Source organism: Komagataeibacter sp. NFXK3 (assembly GCF_054182245.1).
The window spans coordinates 46,127-61,993 of sequence record NZ_JAPIVJ010000001.1 but is presented as its reverse complement, the minus strand read 5'-3'; the positions used below and the strand labels follow the sequence as shown (position 1 = coordinate 61,993).

The window sequence follows — 15,867 nt, the reverse complement described above, 5'->3', positions numbered from 1 at the left end:
AAAGGTGGCGGTATCATGATACCACACACGATTTTTTAGCGGAAAAATGCCGCCGTTGCGGGATTATGTGCTTGACGTTTGCACATGATGCGGCTGATAACGCGCCACCTGTTACCGCTACATTACTGGACGGAACACTAGATCCATGAAGACCACACTTTCGCTGAAGCCCGCCGAGGTGACGCGTGGCTGGACCCTGATCGACGCCGAGGGCCTCGTTCTGGGCCGTCTGGCCGCCATCGTTGCCCAGCGCCTGCGCGGCAAGCACAAGTCGCAGTTCACCCCGCACGTTGATTGTGGCGACAATATCGTCATCATCAACGCCGAGAAGGTTCGCCTGACCGGCAACAAGGTTGACCAGAAGCTGTTCCATTATCACACCGGCTACCCCGGCGGGATCAAGGAGCGCACCATCACCCAGCGCCTGACCGGCAAGAACCCCGGCCATGTCGTGCGCAAGGCGGTCGAGCGCATGATCACGCGCGGCCCGCTGCAGCGCGCGCAGATGAAGCACCTGTATGTCTATGCCGGCGCCGAGCACCCGCATGAGGGGCAGAAGCCGCAGGTTCTCGATGTTGCATCGCTCAACCGCAAGAATGCCGTCAACACCCAGAAGGTCGGGGGCTGAACCACATGTCTGAAACCCAAGAACGTACAGGCACGCTTGCTGACCTCAAGGAAGCCGTTGCTTCTGGCCAGGTGACGTCCTCGCAGGAAGCCGCTCCGGTTTACGAAGCCAAGCGCGATGCGCAGGGCCGTGCCTACGCCACCGGTCGCCGTAAGGATGCCGTGGCCCGCGTGTGGATCAAGCCGGGCAAGGGCGACATCATCGTCAATGGCCGTCCGGTCGGCACCTACTTCGCGCGCCCCGTGCTGCGCATGCTGATCACGCAGCCTTTCCTCGTGGCTGACCGCTACAACCAGTTCGACGTGTACTGCACGGTCGTTGGTGGTGGTCTGTCCGGCCAGGCCGGTGCGGTCCGTCATGGCATCAGCCGTGCGCTGACCCACTACGAGCCTGCGCTGCGCAGCATCCTGAAGGCTGCTGGCTTCCTGACGCGCGATTCGCGTGTTGTTGAACGCAAGAAGTACGGCCGCGCCAAGGCCCGCCGTTCCTTCCAGTTCAGCAAGCGCTGATCCGGTTTTCCCCGCAGCCCTGTGCTGCGGGGAACGGGTTTTTCAACGGGGTCGGTCCAGCAATGGACCGGCCCCGTTGTGCGTTTGGGAGGTTTTACACGAAGGGATTGTCCACCTTGGCGGGTTTGCGCGGTGGCAGGGCATCGGGCAGGTCTTTCTGGGCCTCAAGCGTCGTGACCACCTGTTGCATGAACGCCAGCAACGCCTGTGCGCGGGCCAGCCCGGCCTTGTCGCGGCTGAAATCCGTCTGGCCATAGAACGCGATGCTGTCGGTGCCGTTTTCCACTGTCATGCCGCCAATGGTGCGGCTGGCGCTGTTATCGGCAAAGGGCACAAGGGCGGGGGAGTGGGTGGTCATGGTCATGTCTCCTTCTCCAGAATGGTCCTCCTTGCAGGCAGGTGCAAAATCAGCCCACGAACAAGCAGGAGTTTTTGGTGAAGCTTTTTTCAAAAAGCTTCAAGGAACGCCGCCTTTTTGAAAAAAGGCGGCACCCAAAAACTTTTATTTTTTTATCAACGTTATTTTACCAGCGATAATATACATGCCGCCGGGTATGCCGCCGCGCGTGCTTCGTGGCCGCGCGCGCATGGCCAAGCGGCAGCGCCATGCAGCTCTGCTTGACGCTGGCTGGCAGCCCGGGGAAGGGATCGACGCCGGTAATACGGGTCAGTTCCGCCACGCTGACATGGCTGCAACCGGGGCTGCGCGCCACATTGTGGCAGACATACACGCCCGATAGCTGCCTGCGGGGGTCATAGACCGCCTTCCATGTAGAGGTGGGCACCAGCACCCGGTCTGGCCCGATGGCCGACAGGCTGCTTGCGTGGAAAGCCGGGCCGGTGACCACGTAAAGATTGCCCGTGCGCAGGGCGAGGCCCCGCACGGCGGATTCGATCTCGGCCCAGCGGCCCCGGTTCAGCACCGCGCGCTGGGGCACGATGTTGGAGAGCGCGAAGGTTTCCTGCTGGCTCTGCCGGTCGGGCATGTCGCCCGAGGGGGCCATGTGCCCGCGATCGAAGCCGGAGCGCACGTAATCCTCAAGCTGTGCGCGCGCGCCGGGGGCAATGCGCGTGTCGGGGTGGAATTCGCCTTCGCGCGGGGGCTGCATGGCGGCGCGGACCATGGCGGTGTCGAGGTGCTCGGCCGCCCAGAGTGGCTCACGCGCCAGGGCGGAATACAGCACGGCGAAGCGGGTGCTGCACAGGAGTTGCGTCCCACGCGCCAGTTTCGGGTTATCCACCACGGGCAGTTGCTGGCCTGCGCCGAGTTCCGCGCAGCCTTCGGCGCGTGCGGGCAGGGTGGCGACAAGGGCCGTGGCAAAAAACAGCGCGGACCAGGCCATGCGCGGGCGGAGAAAGGGGAGGGGCACGCTCTGGTGTTATCCATCTGTTCTGGTAAAACGGCGGCTTATCCATGAAACATCTGGTGGAACAGGGCAATGGCTGAACGACCCGATCAAGGCAATCCGCGCCAGTCGCAGCCCTTTATCATGAACCGGCGCGAACTCGCCCCCACCCCGCGTGAACGCCGGTTGCGGCTGGTGCTGCGCGTGGTGACGGTGTTGCTGCTGGTAGCAGCCCTGATTGACCTCGTGCTCCAGTACGTAAAGCACCCCGCCTAGTGCATGCAAAGATTTGAAAACAAATGCCTTTTAAAAAAAGACAGCACCTTCAAACCGGGGGCAGCCGGTTACCGCGCGCCCTTGCCCGCGTTTGAGGGGGGCGGCAGGTCGGTCTCTGGCGTGGCGCGACCGAGCGCAATGGTCACGTCCACCGTCTCCTGATTGACCAGCGCATCGAACCGGGGGTCGATGACCGGGTTGCGCGTGGCCGCCGCCATGTCGCCAAAGCGCAGATGCGCCCAGTCAATCCGCGCATCGGCCGCGCGGGTCATGTCAAAGCCCACCATCGGGTGGCGGGTGCCATCGGGGGCGGTGTAAAACCAGTCGAAATGGCAGCTTGCGGGCGCGCCGCGCTGGGTAAAGAGCGCATGCACGAAGCCCGGCGTCACATCGATCTGCAATGTGTTCATGAGGTAATGGGGGATCTGTTTTTGCAGCGCGGGTGTTACCTGCGTGTTGAACAGCCCTGCCTGGATCATTTCGGGCATGTGCGCCAGGAAGGTCGTCTGGTTGATGCTCATCTCCACCCGGCAGGGCGTGCTCTGGGCAAAGCGGGTTTCAATGCCCCAGGCATGGGCCGTGGTCTGCGGCCCCATGATCGGGGCGGGATAGGCCGGTGCCGCATGGCCCGGAGCAGGCGGCAGGGCCATGGCAAGACAGGCCCCGGCAGCCCCGATCAGGCGGCGCAGGCGTTGCGGGTGGGGGAGGCATGCAGGGCGGTGCAAGGCGGGAGCGGTCCGTATTCAGGGTCAGGAAAACAGTTCTGGCCTCTTTCCTGTCATGAAGTGCGGCTTCTTGCCAGCCCTGCCCGGCAGGCGGGGTATGCCTCATGGCAGGGTTGCATATCAAATCTATGTAATTGAAACCCATCTTTCCGCATTTATTAAAAATATATTATATCTTCCATGTATTGTTCCAGTATCGATTTATCATGCCATAAAACCGGCCCTTGAAATGCCACAATAATGCTCTTTCTATCCTTGTCGGCAAATGCTACAGCATGCGGCAACACGATACGGCGCGGCGCTCCGAAATCGGACGCAAGTGTCTGTAAAAAAATGTTTTTAAGAGCCAATTCGCCGGGCAACCCTTCGCTCCGGGCCGCGTTGGCGCGTTACGACAATAGCAAGAAACAGGCCATGGCCGGCATGCGGGTTTTCTTCCCCCCTGGGGGGAACCGCACGGCGCTGGCGCAAAGGGCCGTTCAGGGCAGGAAGTCATGTTTGATTCAAAGATTATAGAAGTCGATGGCGTGTTCGTGGGGGCGGCCATCATCACCGGGCTGGCCACGTCGCTGCGCTTTTATGCCACGCATGAAAGCGTGCGCTCGCTGCATAACGCCATTCTGCCCGACCTTGCGGCGCTACGGCACCATGTTACGGCCACGTTCCGCCGCATGGGGCGCGGCAGGGCCTGCCTGCCGGGCGCGTAAGGCATCTCTTGAAAAACAAAAGTTTTCGGTGAAGCTTTTTTCCGAAAAGCTTTGAAAACGGGGTGCCGCCCGCCTGCAGGCGGGGGCACCCCGAACCGTTTTAGCGGCTGGTGCGGCGGCCAAGCTGGCTGACGTCGCGCACGGCGCCACGGGCAGCACTGGTGGTCAGCGCGCTATAGGCCTGCAATGCGACCGAGACCGTGCGGGTGCGGTCAGGCTGCCAGGCGCGGTCGCCGCGCTCTTCCATCGCGTCGCGCCGGGCGGCCAGTGTGGCATCGCTTACGGTGGTGCGCAGGATGCGGTTGGGGATGTCGATCTCGATCGTGTCCCCTTCCTCCAGCAGGCCGATGATGCCGCCTTCCGCCGCCTCGGGCGAGATATGGCCGATCGAAAGCCCCGAACTGCCACCCGAGAAGCGGCCATCGGTAATCAGGGCGCATTTCTCGGCCAGGCCCTTCGATTTGAGGTAGCTGGTGGGGTACAGCATTTCCTGCATGCCGGGGCCGCCCTTGGGGCCTTCATAGCGGATCACCACCACGTCGCCCGCCACGATCTCGTTGCCGAGGATGGCCGAGACGGCGGCATCCTGGCTTTCAAAGATGCGGGCCGGCCCGGTGAAGGTGAGCAGGTTGTCAGCCACGCCAGCGGTTTTGACGATGGCGCCATCCTCGGCCAGGTTGCCAAACAGCACGGCCAGCCCGCCATCGCGGCTGTAGGCATGCTCCGCATCACGGATCGCGCCATTTGCCCGGTCGGTATCAAGCGCCCTGTAGCGGCTGGACTGCGAGAACGCCTGCGTGGTGCGCACGCCACCGGGGGCGGCGCTGAAGAAGGTGCGGGCTGCCTCATCCGCCGTTTCGGTGCTGATATCCCACCGGGCCAGCGCCGTGCCGACATCGGGGGCATGCACGCTTGGTGCGTCCAGGTTGAGCAGCCCCATGCGGGCCAGTTCGCCCATGATGGCGGGAATGCCACCCGCGCGGTGCACATCCTCCATATGGATGTCCATGCGCGAGGGCGAGACTTTGCACAGGTTGGGCACGCGGCGCGAGAGGCGGTCGATATCGGCCATGGTGAAGGGCACTTCGCCCTCGTGCGCTGCAGCCAGCAGGTGCAGCACGGTGTTGGTCGAGCCACCCATGGCGATATCGACCGTCATGGCGTTTTCAAACGCGGGCTTGGTGGCGATGCCGCGCGGCAGGGCGGTGGCATCATCGTTTTCGTACCACCGCTTCGCCAGCGCCACGATGTCGCGGCCCGCGCGCTCGAACAGGTCGCGCCGGTCGGTGTGGGTGGCGACAAGGCTGCCATTGCCCGGCAGGGCCAGGCCGAGCGCCTCGGTCAGGCAGTTCATGGAATTGGCGGTGAACATGCCCGAGCACGAGCCGCAGGTGGGGCAGGCGGAGCGTTCGATCGTGGCCGACTGCTCATCGCTCACATCCGGGTTGGCCGCCGCCACCATCGAGGTGATGAGGTCGACCTGCTGCTCGGTGCCGTTATTGAGGATCTTGCCCGCTTCCATCGGCCCGCCAGAGACGAAGATGGTGGGGATGTTGAGCCGCATCGCCGCCATGAGCATGCCCGGCGTGATCTTGTCGCAGTTGCTGATGCACACCAGCGCATCGGCGCAGTGGGCGTTGACCATGTATTCCACCGCATCGGCAATCAGCTCGCGCGAGGGCAGGCTGTACAGCATGCCGCCATGGCCCATGGCGATGCCGTCATCGACCGCGATGGTGTTGAACTCGCGGCCGATGCCACCGGCCTCGGCCACGGCGCCCGCCACGAGCTGGCCCATATCCTTGAGGTGGACATGACCGGGCACGAACTGCGTGAACGAATTGGCGATGGCGATGATGGGCTTGCCGAAGTCGCCATCCTTCATGCCGGTTGCACGCCACAGGCTGCGCGCACCGGCCATGTTGCGGCCATGGGTCGTAGTGCGGGAACGATAGGCGGGCATGACAGTGACCTCTCGCGTCAATCTGGTTACAGAAGGGGATAAAGTTGCCTGATCGCATACAGGACGCACGCCCCCCGCGCCACCCCAAAGCGCACGGCCCTGAACCAGCCGTTAACCGGTGGCGTGCAAGGCTGCGGGGGGTGTGGGCGCAACTCCACCCCGCAGCCAGTCGTTCATCTGATGGCTGACCCCCATCTGCACAAGGAGCACAAGCAGCAATGCCGCAACCAGAACCCAGGAACATCACGGCACGGCGCAGCGTGCTGGCACAGATACGTTTTCCGGTTCTGGGGGTGCTGGCTGTCGCGATCATGGCGCTGGTCATCTTCTGGTCATGGGACTGGTTCATTCCCATCGTGGAGCGCAGGGCGGGCGCCGCCCTTGGCCGCAGGGTGACGGTGGCCCACCTGCATGTGCATGTCGGGCGCGTGATCCGCGTCAGGGCCGATGGCGTGCGCATTGACGAGCCGGACGGGTTTGAAAAGCTGCCGCCTTTCGCCACCGCCGATCACCTGATGGTGGGCCTCGACCTGTGGCACCTGCTGGGGGGGCGGATCGACCTGCCGGTCATCGCACTCGACAGGCCGGTGGTTGAACTCAACGCGCAGCGCGGCGGCCGGGCCAACTACCAGTTTCCTGATAGTGGCGGCAGTTCATCGGGTGGCATGCCGCAGATTGGCGAACTCAACATCAATGACGGCCAGCTCCACCTCGTGCATGCGGGCCTGCGCAGCGACATGCGGGCGCAAGTGCACACCACGCCCGGCAAGGGCGACGTGCAGCCCCGCATCGTGGCCGACATACGCGGCACCTATACCGGGCAGGCGATTATCGGCCATTTCTCGGGTGGGGCGCTGGTCTCGCTGGCGGACCGCACAAAGCCCTACCCGGTTGACGTGGACGTGCGCCACGGCCCCACGCGGCTGACGCTGGTGGGCTCGGTGGATGATCCGCTCTCGTTTCGGGGCGCGCGGCTGCGGCTGACGCTGGCGGGGCCGGACATGTCGCTGCTTTACCCGCTGACCGGCGTGGTGATTCCGCAAACCCCCGCCTACCATGTGGCGGGCGGGCTTGATTATGTCGATGGCCGGGTGCGCTTTCATGAATTCGAGGGCACGGTCGGCTCCAGCGACCTGGGCGGCACGCTCAGCGTGGACCCGCACCAGGCCGTGACCTTTGTCGATACCGACCTGCACTCCCGCCATGTGGATCTTGCCGATCTGGGTGGTTTCTTTGGCGCGACGCCGGGCGATCATCCTTCCACCGCGCAGCAGGCGGCAGAGGCAAAGGCGCATGAGGCCAGTGGCGCCGTGCTGCCCACAACGCCGATCAACATGCCCAGGCTCAGGGCCACCAATGTCCATCTCGCCTATCATGGCGACCATATCGAGAACCGGCACGTTCCGCTCGACAATATCGACGTGCTGGCCGATATCCGCGATGGTACGATTGACGTGCATCACCTGAATTTTGGCGTGGGCCGCGGGCGGCTGGCCAGTAGCGGCACCTTCGTGCCGCAGGGCAACGGCGTGGATGCGCGCATCCGCATCGACATGGAGCAGATCGACCTTGCCCGCCTCATGCAGGCCATGGGCCGCAACCTGCACGGCCAGGGCATTATTGGCGGGCACATCATGGTGCATGGCCATGGCCAGTCGCTGGCCCAGATCGTGGGCAGTGGCAATGGTGGTATTACCGTGGCGCTGGATGAGGGCGGTGACATTTCGGCCATCCTGCCCGACCTGCTGGGGCTGGAACTGGGCAAGGCGCTGCTTTCCGCCCTTGGCCTGCCCGCGCGCACCGACCTCAAATGCCTCATAGCCGACATGCCGCTCAATGAGGGCGTCTTCCACACCCGCACCATGCTGCTCGAGACGGGTGATACGCGCACCGTGGGCAAGGGCGACATCAAGTTCAGCAACAATACCATCGACTATACGCTACTCACGCATTCGCGGCATTTCGCCGTTGCGTCCTTTCCCGGCCCGCTCTACATCACCGGGCCGCTCAAAAGCCCCAATATCCGCCCCGGCGCCGAGATTATCGGCCGTGCCGTGGCCTCGGTGCTGACGGGCTTCGTGTTCTCGCCCATCGGCCTGCTGCCCACCATTGAAGGCGGCGTGGGCAAGAACTCGTCCTGCGCCAGCGCGATACGGGATGTGAACGAGAACCCGGCGGCAGGCATTGCGCCGCATGCCACGCGCCCGGTGCGCCACGGGCGCCATGCGCGGGCAAGTGCTTCGCCTGCACCGGCCCCGGCGGTTGGCAGTGGCGGGCTGAGTGCGGCCGAACGCGCGCGCATTCATGCCGCCTGGGCCAGGAAAATGGCAGCGCATTGAGGATTATGCCTAATTAAATAATTGATATTAAATGATAAAAGTTTTTGGGTGCCGCCTTTTTTTCAAAAAGGCGGCGTTGCTTGAAGCTTTTTGAAAAAAGCTTCACCAAAAACTTTCTTCTGTCTGCGTGCCGTTTTCTGTTTGGGCTTTTCGTACAGTCGCCAGCCCTGCGAATCCCTGCTTGACCGTGCAGGCCATTTCGGCAAAAAGGGGGAACAGCATGGCAGGAATGCTATAATGCCGGGTTAGCACAGTGGTAGTGCAGCGGTTTTGTAAACCGAAGGCCGGGGGTTCAAATCCCTCACCCGGCACCATGATTGCCTCCGAAAATCGCGGATAAACCGCCACGGCGATTTTTGGGGCTGATAGCAACAACAATTCAACAACAAATCAGGGAAACATGTTTCCTTGGTGTTCTGTTGCTGTCCGATTCGCCTGGCCTGTCAAACCCGTCACATCGGTCCGGCATGTGTGGGTGAAGCGTTTTTCTAAAACTTTGAAGAAACGCTGCCTTTTTTAAAAATGAAGGCAGCGTGCCGGGTCTTTTGCCCTTTATGGCCGGTCAGGCAAAAATACGCGCCATCCATTGCTCCACCGTATCGCCGCTGCTGATGGCGGGGTCGATCAGGCCATCGACCATGAAGGTGGGCGAGACGTGAATGCCGTTCTGGCGGGAATATCTGCACTGCCACTTGATGGCTTTCTGCAGGGCGGGCACGGCAAAGGCCGCGGCGAGTTTCAGCCCGCTATAACTTTCGATCCGGCGGATGATGTCGTTGGGGGTCGCATCCATGTTCGGTCCGGCGCAATGGTCGGTGAACTCGAATTCCTCACGGTGCGCGCCCACGGCCGCCATGACGGCACGGGCGGCGTCCCGCCCGTCGGGCAGGGTTGCGGCAGCAAGGATGCAGCGCACGATCACGCCCGAGAACATATGCCACGGCTGCGACTGGAGGCGGATCTTGATGGTGATGCGCTCCGGTCCCGCAGCATCCAGCAATTCGGGCAGCTTGCTGAAGGCCCGGACGGAAAACGGGCAGGTCGGCTCTAAAAACGCCTCGAATATTTTTGGGCCATGGCCCCATACGAGCGGGTCGACATGCAGGGTATCGGCGGGTGCTGCCATGTTGGGAACTCCTTCAGGGTTGGGGGCAGGCCGGTTTCAGAATTCTAGAAACCATACCCGTTCGCGTGGTTCCATGGGCATGGCACGCAAAATGCGGCATAAGCATGCGTTTTCCCGTTTCTGTATGGTGGTGGCCCATGGCGCGTACCCTTTTGCTCAAGAATGCATTGCGTCTCGTGACGATGGATGCCGCGCGGCGCGAGATCGAAGGTGGCTGGGTGCTGGTGCGTGACAGGCAGGTAGCCGCCATCGGCACGCCCGCCGACCCGCTGCCCGCCGCCGATGAGGTCATGGACATGACCGGCCACGTGGTCATGCCCGGCATGGTCAACACCCATCACCACATGTACCAGACGCTGACCCGCGTCATTCCCGCAGCACAGGATGCCTCGCTGTTCGGGTGGCTGCAGGCGCTCTACCCCATCTGGGCGGGGCTGACACCCGAGATGATCCGCGTTTCCGCCTGCACGGCCATGACCGAGCTGCTGTGGTCAGGCTGCACCACAAGCAGCGATCACCTGTATCTGTTCCCCAATGGCGCGCGGCTGGATGACGAGATCGAGGCGGCACGGCAGATGGGCATGCGCTTTCACGCCGCCCGGGGTGCCATGAGCGTGGGCGAAAGCAAGGGCGGCCTGCCGCCAGACAGCGTGGTGGAGGATGAGGATGCCATCCTGGCCGACACCCAGCGCGTGATCGCGGCCTATCATGACCCCGAACCGCTGGCCATGCAGCGCATTGCGGTGGCGCCTTGCTCGCCGTTTTCGGTCAGCCGCGACCTCATGCGCAATGCCGCCGCCCTGGCGCGCGCCACCGGCACCATGCTGCACACCCATCTGGCCGAAAACGCCAGCGACATCGCCTATAGCCGCGAAAAATTCAACATGACGCCCGCCGAATATGCCGAGGATACCGGCTGGATCGGCCCCGATGTATGGCATGCGCACTGCGTGCGGCTTGATGATGCGGGCATTCACCGTTTTGGCGCTACCCATACCGGCATGGCGCATTGCCCGTGCTCCAACATGCGCCTTGGCTCGGGCATTGCTCCCGTGCGGCGCATGGCGGCGGCGGGCATGCGGGTCGGGCTGGGGGTGGATGGCTCGGCCTCGAACGATGGCAGCCACATGCTGGGCGAGGCCCGGCAGGCCATGCTGCTTGGACGCCTGCTGGATACACCCGATGGCCAGCCCATGATGCAGGCGCGCGAAGTGCTGGAACTGGCCACGCGCGGTGGGGCGGCCGTGCTGGGACGTGACGATATTGGCCATCTCGCGCCGGGCATGGCGGCGGATATCGTGGCGTTTGACCTGCGCGGTATCGACCATGCCGGCGCGCAGGCCGACCCGGTGGCGGCCCTTGTGTTCTGCACGCCCCGCCGGGTGGCCTGCACCATTGTCAACGGGCGCGTGCTGGTCCGGGGCGGGCAGTTTACCGAACATGACCCCGCACGCCTGACCCGCCGGCATAATGAACTGGCGCGCGAACTGCTGCAAAAGGCCTGAACCCGGCCCTGCCGTGGCTCAGGGCCGGGGGGTGAGGCCGCGCTGGTAGCGGCGGTAGCCCCTGCGCCCGAGCAGTTTCATGATGGGCAGGCTCAGGTTGAGCAGCCGCATGGAGGTGAGGCAGGCATGGGTGAACAGCTTGTCGAACACGGAACTGAAGATCTCGCGGCTGCTGCGCTCGCAGCATTCAAGGATGCGCCCTGCCGTGACATCAGGTTCCTGCGGGGGGTCGATGAAGTTGTATATCGAGCCGCCCGCCGCCATTTCCTGGCTGAGCATGGAGGTATTGACGCTGGCGGGATAGATGGAGGAAACCTGTATGCGCCGGGGCCGCAGCTCCTGCTCGAGCGCGCGCGCAAACCCGCGCAGGCCGAATTTGGCCGCTGTATAGACGCTGCTGCCCGCAAGCGGAAAAGCGGCTGCCATGGAATTGACGAAAACAATATGCCCCCCACGGCCCATGAGGGGCAGCAGGGCATTGGTCAGTTCGATCGGCGCGGTCAGGTCAACGGCAATCTGGCTGGCAATCGTGGCGCTGTCGAGTTTGCCCACGGCCTGCGGTGTAATCACGCCCGCGCAGTGTACCAGCACATCCACCCTTGGCGTATGGGTGGCAATGTCGGCTGTGGCCTGCTTTATGCTCTTGCTATCGGTCAGGTCACACATGACGGTGTTGACGCCGGGGCTTGCGGCCCGTGCCTGGCGTGACAGGATGATGATGGTGTATCCCCGCGCGCGCATGCGACGGACGAGAGCCTGCCCGATACCGCCCGTTGCCCCCGTAACAACGGCAACCCGGCCTTCACCTGAACCGGGTTTTTCGTTTAACGCACTCTTTTCCAATGATCTTCGTACTTCCCTGAGCGCAATGCCTGTAGTCGCGCCTGATACGCGCCAGACCGGATATTCCGCAAGCTGTTTTGTCGTGCCATGACGGAATCATGGCATTCCCGTGACCTGCAAAGGGGCATGCTATCTGGAATAAAATAATCCGTCGATAAGCGACAGTCACTCTTTGTTACGATGTGACCATGCGGATTGACGCAACGACAACGCATGCGCGCCTGCAAAGCCCTTTTCCGGTCAGTAAGGGAAAGGAGAGAAGCATGGGCAGGAGAATATAGTATTTTAATAATACTGATATATTATTATCTATTATTTATATTGAATATAAAAATTCTCAGTATTTGACCGTTTGTAATGTCTGTTACTTCAGAATGATAAAATTAATTGTCACATCACGCTTTCTGATCCGCGTGGTCAGAGGGCACGGGCCTGCCGGTTGGTGGCGCAATGCTGGAAACCGCCCCGATAATACAGGAACAGGAATTCGCATGTCAGCGCCTGCGACACGAGATCATGTCGCGCGTAGAAAGCTGACTGATTTAATCAGGGGGAATCACAATATGGCGGAGAGAGTGGGATTCGAACCCACGGTACGCTATTAACGTACACACGCTTTCCAAGCGTGCGCCTTAAGCCGCTCGGCCATCTCTCCAGCCGTATCGAAGTCTGGCCACGTCCGTGGGGTGGCGGTATCCGATGGGTGCGGAACATATCACCAAATTCCGTCCGCGCAAGCGAAAAACGGCATGCCCTGACCGCCTGCCGCAATTCGGCCCGGCAGGCGGTCGGGGCAGGGGTTACTGGTCCATCTTGAGTGCTGCGAGGAAGGCGCTCTGCGGGATCTCGACCTTGCCGAACTGCCGCATGCGCTTCTTGCCTTCCTTCTGCTTTTCCAAAAGCTTGCGCTTGCGCGAGATGTCACCGCCATAGCATTTGGCGGTCACGTCCTTCGACATGGCGCCAATGGTCTCGCGCGCAATGATGCGGCTGCCAATGGCGGCCTGCACCGCAATCTTGAACAGCTGGCGCGGGATCAGTTCCTTGAGCTTGGCGCAGATGGAGCGTCCGCGCGTCTCGGCGGCGGAGCGGTGGGCGATGAAGGACAGTGCATCCACCGGCTCCTGGTTGACGAGGATGGAAATGCGCACGAGGTCGCTCTCCTCGTAGCCATCCATCTGGTAGTCGAAGCTGGCATAGCCGCGGGTAACGGATTTCAGCCGGTCATAGAAGTCGAACACCACCTCGTTGAGCGGCAGGCGGTAAACCGCCATGGCACGGTTGCCCACGTAGGTCAGGTCTTCCTGCACGCCGCGGCGTTCGCTGCACAGGGTCAGCACGGCCCCCAGATATTCATCGGGCACCATGATGGTGGCCTTGATCCACGGCTCCTCGATCTTCTCGATCAGCGACAGGTCGGGCATGTCGGCGGGGTTGTGCAGTTCCGCCGTCTCGCCATTGGTCAACTGCATCTTGTAGACCACCGAAGGCGCGGTCGCGATCAGGTCAAGGTCGAATTCGCGGCTCAGCCGCTCCTGGATGATCTCGAGATGCAGCAGCCCAAGGAACCCGCAGCGGAAGCCGAAGCCCAGGGCGGCGGACGTCTCGGCCTCGTAGTGGAAGGAGGCATCATTGAGCCGCAGCTTGGCCAGGCTGTCGCGCAGCTTTTCAAAATCATCGGCCACGATGGGGTACATGCCGCACCACACCACCGGGATGGAGGGCTTGAAGCCTGCCAGCGGGGTCTCGGCGGGGCGGCGGTCATCGGTAATGGTGTCGCCCACATTGGTGTCGGCCACGGTCTTGATGGCGGCGTTGATGTAGCCGATCTCGCCCGGGCCAAGCTCGGCCACGTTGGTCATGCGCGGGGCGAACACGCCCACCTGGTCCACAAGGTGCACCACGCCGGACGACATCATGCGGATGCGCATGCCGCGCTTGAGCCGGCCTTCCTTCACGCGCACCAGCGTGATCACGCCCAGGTACGGGTCGTACCAGCTATCGACCAGCAGGGCCTTGAGCGGGGCTTCGGCATCACCCGTGGGCGGCGGCAGGCGCTTGACGAGGGCTTCAAGCACGGCCTCGATGTTGAGCCCGGTCTTGGCCGAGACCTCGACGGCGTCCTCGGCGTCAATGCCTACAACTTCCTCGATCTGCTCCTTGACGCGCGGGCAGTCGGCGGCGGGCAGGTCGACCTTGTTGAGCACCGGCACGATCTCGTGGTTGGCGTCGATGGCCTGATACACATTGGCCAGCGTCTGCGCCTCCACCCCCTGCGATGCATCGACGACAAGCAGCGAGCCTTCGCACGCGGCCAGCGAGCGGCTGACTTCATAGGCGAAGTCGACATGGCCCGGCGTGTCCATGAGGTTGAGCACGTAGGTCTTGCCATCTTCCGCCGGGTAGGTCAGGCGGACGGTCTGCGCCTTGATGGTGATGCCGCGTTCACGTTCCAGATCCATGTTGTCCAGAACCTGATTGGTCATTTCCCGCTGGGTCAGCGCGCCGCAGGCCTGGATCAGGCGGTCGGCCAGGGTCGATTTGCCATGGTCGATATGCGCGATGATCGAGAAATTGCGGATCAGGGAGAGGGGCGTGTCGGTCATGGGCGAGACATAGTGTAAATTTGCATGAAAGTCAGCCGCTACCTGTCATGCCGGGCAGGAAAATATCGGGGCGGGACCGCGCGGCTGCCTACATGCACGCCATCGTGATGCGATGGATGCGCGTGGTGCCATCGAGAATGATTTCCTGGCCATCAATGGCGCCGAGGCCACGGATGCGCACAAGCTCATGCAGCGGGGCAGTTATGGGGGCGTCATGCCAGCGCTCGACCACATGCCCGCAGCAGGCCATGCCCTGCGCGGTATGGAGCAGCACGCGGTCGCCCACGCGTATGGCCGCCGTGGGCGAGATGATCAGCGTGCCATTGCGGCGGAAGATCGGCTCCATTGAATCGCAATCAACATGCACGGCATAAGAGTGGTGGTCGGCCATGCCATGAAAATCCCACTGCTCCCACCGTTCGCCCTCGGGCAGGCCGGTTTCATCAAAGAGCTCGGGATGGGCGAGTTGCGAGAACGGGGCGATCTTGAGGTGGGAATGATGCACCTTGCCGGCCGCCTCGGGGTCGCCGTGGCCCGCGAGCAGGCGGCTGAACCCCTCGAAGGATATGCCCGTGGCGCTGAGCGTGCGGGCAAGGCTTTCGGTGCCCGGCCAGCGCGGGCGGCCCGAGGGGGTGATCCGCTTGGAGGGGTTGAAGGTGGTGCTGTCCAGCCCAGCCGCCCGCGCAAGGCCTGAAGGGGTCAGTCCGCGCTCGGAGGCCAGGCGGTCGATTGCGCGCCAGATGTCGGCATGGGTGATCATGGGGCCAGTTTCAGTATTTCGGTCCGGTGGCGGGCCTGCCCCTGCTCGGTCATGGTGAAGCGGGTTCCGCCGTGCACATGGGCCAGTCCCATGCCCGTGAGCCTGCGCAGGCAGGGGTCATCGCGCAGGCCGGCCGGGCGTCCGTTTTCACCACTCAGCTTCAGCCGGTGCAGGGCGGAGCGGCAGCAGGTTTCAAGGTATGGTTCATTCCACATTGCGGCAGGGACCATTGCGGGCAGGCGGCAGCGTTGCCGCAACGCGGGCGGCGGGATGCAGCCGGATTCAGGGGTATAGTTCGTAATAGTATGTGTTTATGTGTCACATAGTGCCATTATCGCGGGCTGTCCACCATGGGGAGTGGGTTCACCTGCGTTTGCAGGGCAGGTGGCATGTGCTGCATGCGCTACGCTTTCAGCTTCTGATTACTATATTCAGGAATGATGACAGTGCATTGTCATGTTTCTGACCGGAATCTGACATATGTTTCTGTAAAGTTTCAGGTAGAAACCATTTTGTACAAGGCTCCGTTTATGA

16 protein-coding genes and 2 tRNA genes are annotated in these 15,867 nt (G+C 62.6%); 8 read left to right on the top strand and 10 right to left on the bottom strand.

What is annotated here, in order from left to right; genetic code table 11:
• The first annotated feature begins 145 nt into the window (after nucleotides 1-145).
• Both rplM and rpsI read left to right on the top strand, forming a co-directional pair.
• Nucleotides 146-628, top strand: a complete 483-nt coding sequence (gene rplM, locus OQZ28_RS00345) for a 50S ribosomal protein L13 (RefSeq protein WP_458134812.1) — start codon at nucleotides 146-148, stop codon at nucleotides 626-628.
• Between the two features lie 5 nt (nucleotides 629-633).
• Nucleotides 634-1,137: a 30S ribosomal protein S9 gene (rpsI, locus tag OQZ28_RS00340; RefSeq protein ID WP_010510194.1), complete on the top strand. Its 504-nt coding sequence runs from the start codon at nucleotides 634-636 to the stop codon at nucleotides 1,135-1,137.
• A gap of 94 nt (nucleotides 1,138-1,231) precedes the next feature.
• Here the strand turns inward: rpsI and OQZ28_RS00335 are convergent, their stop codons facing one another.
• A complete protein-coding gene (locus OQZ28_RS00335; RefSeq protein WP_458134811.1) occupies nucleotides 1,232-1,501 on the bottom strand; it encodes a hypothetical protein in 270 nt (89 codons plus the stop codon).
• Between OQZ28_RS00335 and OQZ28_RS00330 the strand changes: the two genes are divergently transcribed.
• Complete coding sequence (locus OQZ28_RS00330; RefSeq protein ID WP_458135026.1) at nucleotides 1,494-1,616, top strand: hypothetical protein; 123 nt, start codon at nucleotides 1,494-1,496, stop codon at nucleotides 1,614-1,616. The genes OQZ28_RS00335 and OQZ28_RS00330 overlap by 8 nt on opposite strands.
• Before the next feature lie 45 nt (nucleotides 1,617-1,661).
• On the opposite strand, the gene OQZ28_RS00325 is transcribed toward OQZ28_RS00330, so the two are convergent.
• The gene (locus OQZ28_RS00325; protein WP_458135014.1) at nucleotides 1,662-2,480 is read right to left on the bottom strand and encodes a DNA/RNA non-specific endonuclease; all 819 of its coding nucleotides are present in this window, start codon (nucleotides 2,478-2,480) and stop codon (nucleotides 1,662-1,664) included.
• A 96-nt stretch (nucleotides 2,481-2,576) separates the two neighbouring features.
• On the opposite strand from OQZ28_RS00325, the gene OQZ28_RS00320 reads away from it, so the two are divergent.
• Nucleotides 2,577-2,759 carry a hypothetical protein gene (locus tag OQZ28_RS00320; protein WP_130732426.1) on the top strand — a complete coding sequence of 61 codons (183 nt, stop codon included), beginning with the start codon at nucleotides 2,577-2,579 and terminating at the stop codon, nucleotides 2,757-2,759.
• Nucleotides 2,760-2,827: 68 nt separating this feature from the next.
• On the opposite strand, the gene OQZ28_RS00315 is transcribed toward OQZ28_RS00320, so the two are convergent.
• Nucleotides 2,828-3,484, bottom strand: a complete 657-nt coding sequence (locus tag OQZ28_RS00315) for a hypothetical protein (protein ID WP_458134810.1) — start codon at nucleotides 3,482-3,484, stop codon at nucleotides 2,828-2,830.
• A 494-nt stretch (nucleotides 3,485-3,978) separates the two neighbouring features.
• Here OQZ28_RS00315 and OQZ28_RS00310 point away from each other — a divergent pair, with 494 nt between their 5' ends.
• Nucleotides 3,979-4,191, top strand: coding sequence for a hypothetical protein (locus OQZ28_RS00310; protein ID WP_061272419.1), 213 nt, complete (start codon nucleotides 3,979-3,981; stop codon nucleotides 4,189-4,191).
• Nucleotides 4,192-4,291: 100 nt separating this feature from the next.
• Here the strand turns inward: OQZ28_RS00310 and ilvD are convergent, their stop codons facing one another.
• Complete coding sequence (gene ilvD / locus OQZ28_RS00305; protein ID WP_130732425.1) at nucleotides 4,292-6,154, bottom strand: dihydroxy-acid dehydratase; 1,863 nt, start codon at nucleotides 6,152-6,154, stop codon at nucleotides 4,292-4,294.
• A 218-nt stretch (nucleotides 6,155-6,372) separates the two neighbouring features.
• Between ilvD and OQZ28_RS00300 the strand changes: the two genes are divergently transcribed.
• Together OQZ28_RS00300 and OQZ28_RS00295 are read left to right on the top strand one after the other, a co-directional pair.
• Nucleotides 6,373-8,493 carry an AsmA family protein gene (locus OQZ28_RS00300; RefSeq protein WP_458134809.1) on the top strand — a complete coding sequence of 707 codons (2,121 nt, stop codon included), beginning with the start codon at nucleotides 6,373-6,375 and terminating at the stop codon, nucleotides 8,491-8,493.
• A gap of 239 nt (nucleotides 8,494-8,732) precedes the next feature.
• Nucleotides 8,733-8,807 (top strand) — tRNA-Thr (locus tag OQZ28_RS00295).
• 248 nt (nucleotides 8,808-9,055) lie between these two features.
• On the opposite strand, the gene OQZ28_RS00290 is transcribed toward OQZ28_RS00295, so the two are convergent.
• Nucleotides 9,056-9,619 (bottom strand): DsbA family protein, encoded by a 564-nt coding sequence (locus tag OQZ28_RS00290; protein ID WP_458134808.1) that lies wholly within the window; start codon nucleotides 9,617-9,619, stop codon nucleotides 9,056-9,058.
• Nucleotides 9,620-9,756: 137 nt separating this feature from the next.
• Here OQZ28_RS00290 and OQZ28_RS00285 point away from each other — a divergent pair, with 137 nt between their 5' ends.
• Entirely contained in the window at nucleotides 9,757-11,124 is a 1,368-nt protein-coding gene (locus OQZ28_RS00285) for an 8-oxoguanine deaminase (RefSeq protein WP_458134807.1), read from the top strand.
• Nucleotides 11,125-11,142: 18 nt separating this feature from the next.
• On the opposite strand, the gene OQZ28_RS00280 is transcribed toward OQZ28_RS00285, so the two are convergent.
• From OQZ28_RS00280 to OQZ28_RS00260, 5 genes are all read right to left on the bottom strand, one after another.
• Nucleotides 11,143-11,967, bottom strand: a complete 825-nt coding sequence (locus tag OQZ28_RS00280; RefSeq protein WP_458134806.1) for an SDR family NAD(P)-dependent oxidoreductase — start codon at nucleotides 11,965-11,967, stop codon at nucleotides 11,143-11,145.
• A 564-nt stretch (nucleotides 11,968-12,531) separates the two neighbouring features.
• Nucleotides 12,532-12,622 (bottom strand) — tRNA-Ser (locus OQZ28_RS00275).
• A 145-nt stretch (nucleotides 12,623-12,767) separates the two neighbouring features.
• Complete coding sequence (gene lepA, locus OQZ28_RS00270) at nucleotides 12,768-14,573, bottom strand: translation elongation factor 4 (protein ID WP_130732420.1); 1,806 nt, start codon at nucleotides 14,571-14,573, stop codon at nucleotides 12,768-12,770.
• 88 nt (nucleotides 14,574-14,661) lie between these two features.
• A complete protein-coding gene (locus OQZ28_RS00265; protein ID WP_130732419.1) occupies nucleotides 14,662-15,333 on the bottom strand; it encodes a S24 family peptidase in 672 nt (223 codons plus the stop codon).
• Nucleotides 15,330-15,548: a hypothetical protein gene (locus OQZ28_RS00260; protein ID WP_130732418.1), complete on the bottom strand. Its 219-nt coding sequence runs from the start codon at nucleotides 15,546-15,548 to the stop codon at nucleotides 15,330-15,332. The genes OQZ28_RS00265 and OQZ28_RS00260 overlap by 4 nt, the downstream gene beginning before the upstream one ends.
• Nucleotides 15,549-15,867: the final 319 nt, after the last annotated feature.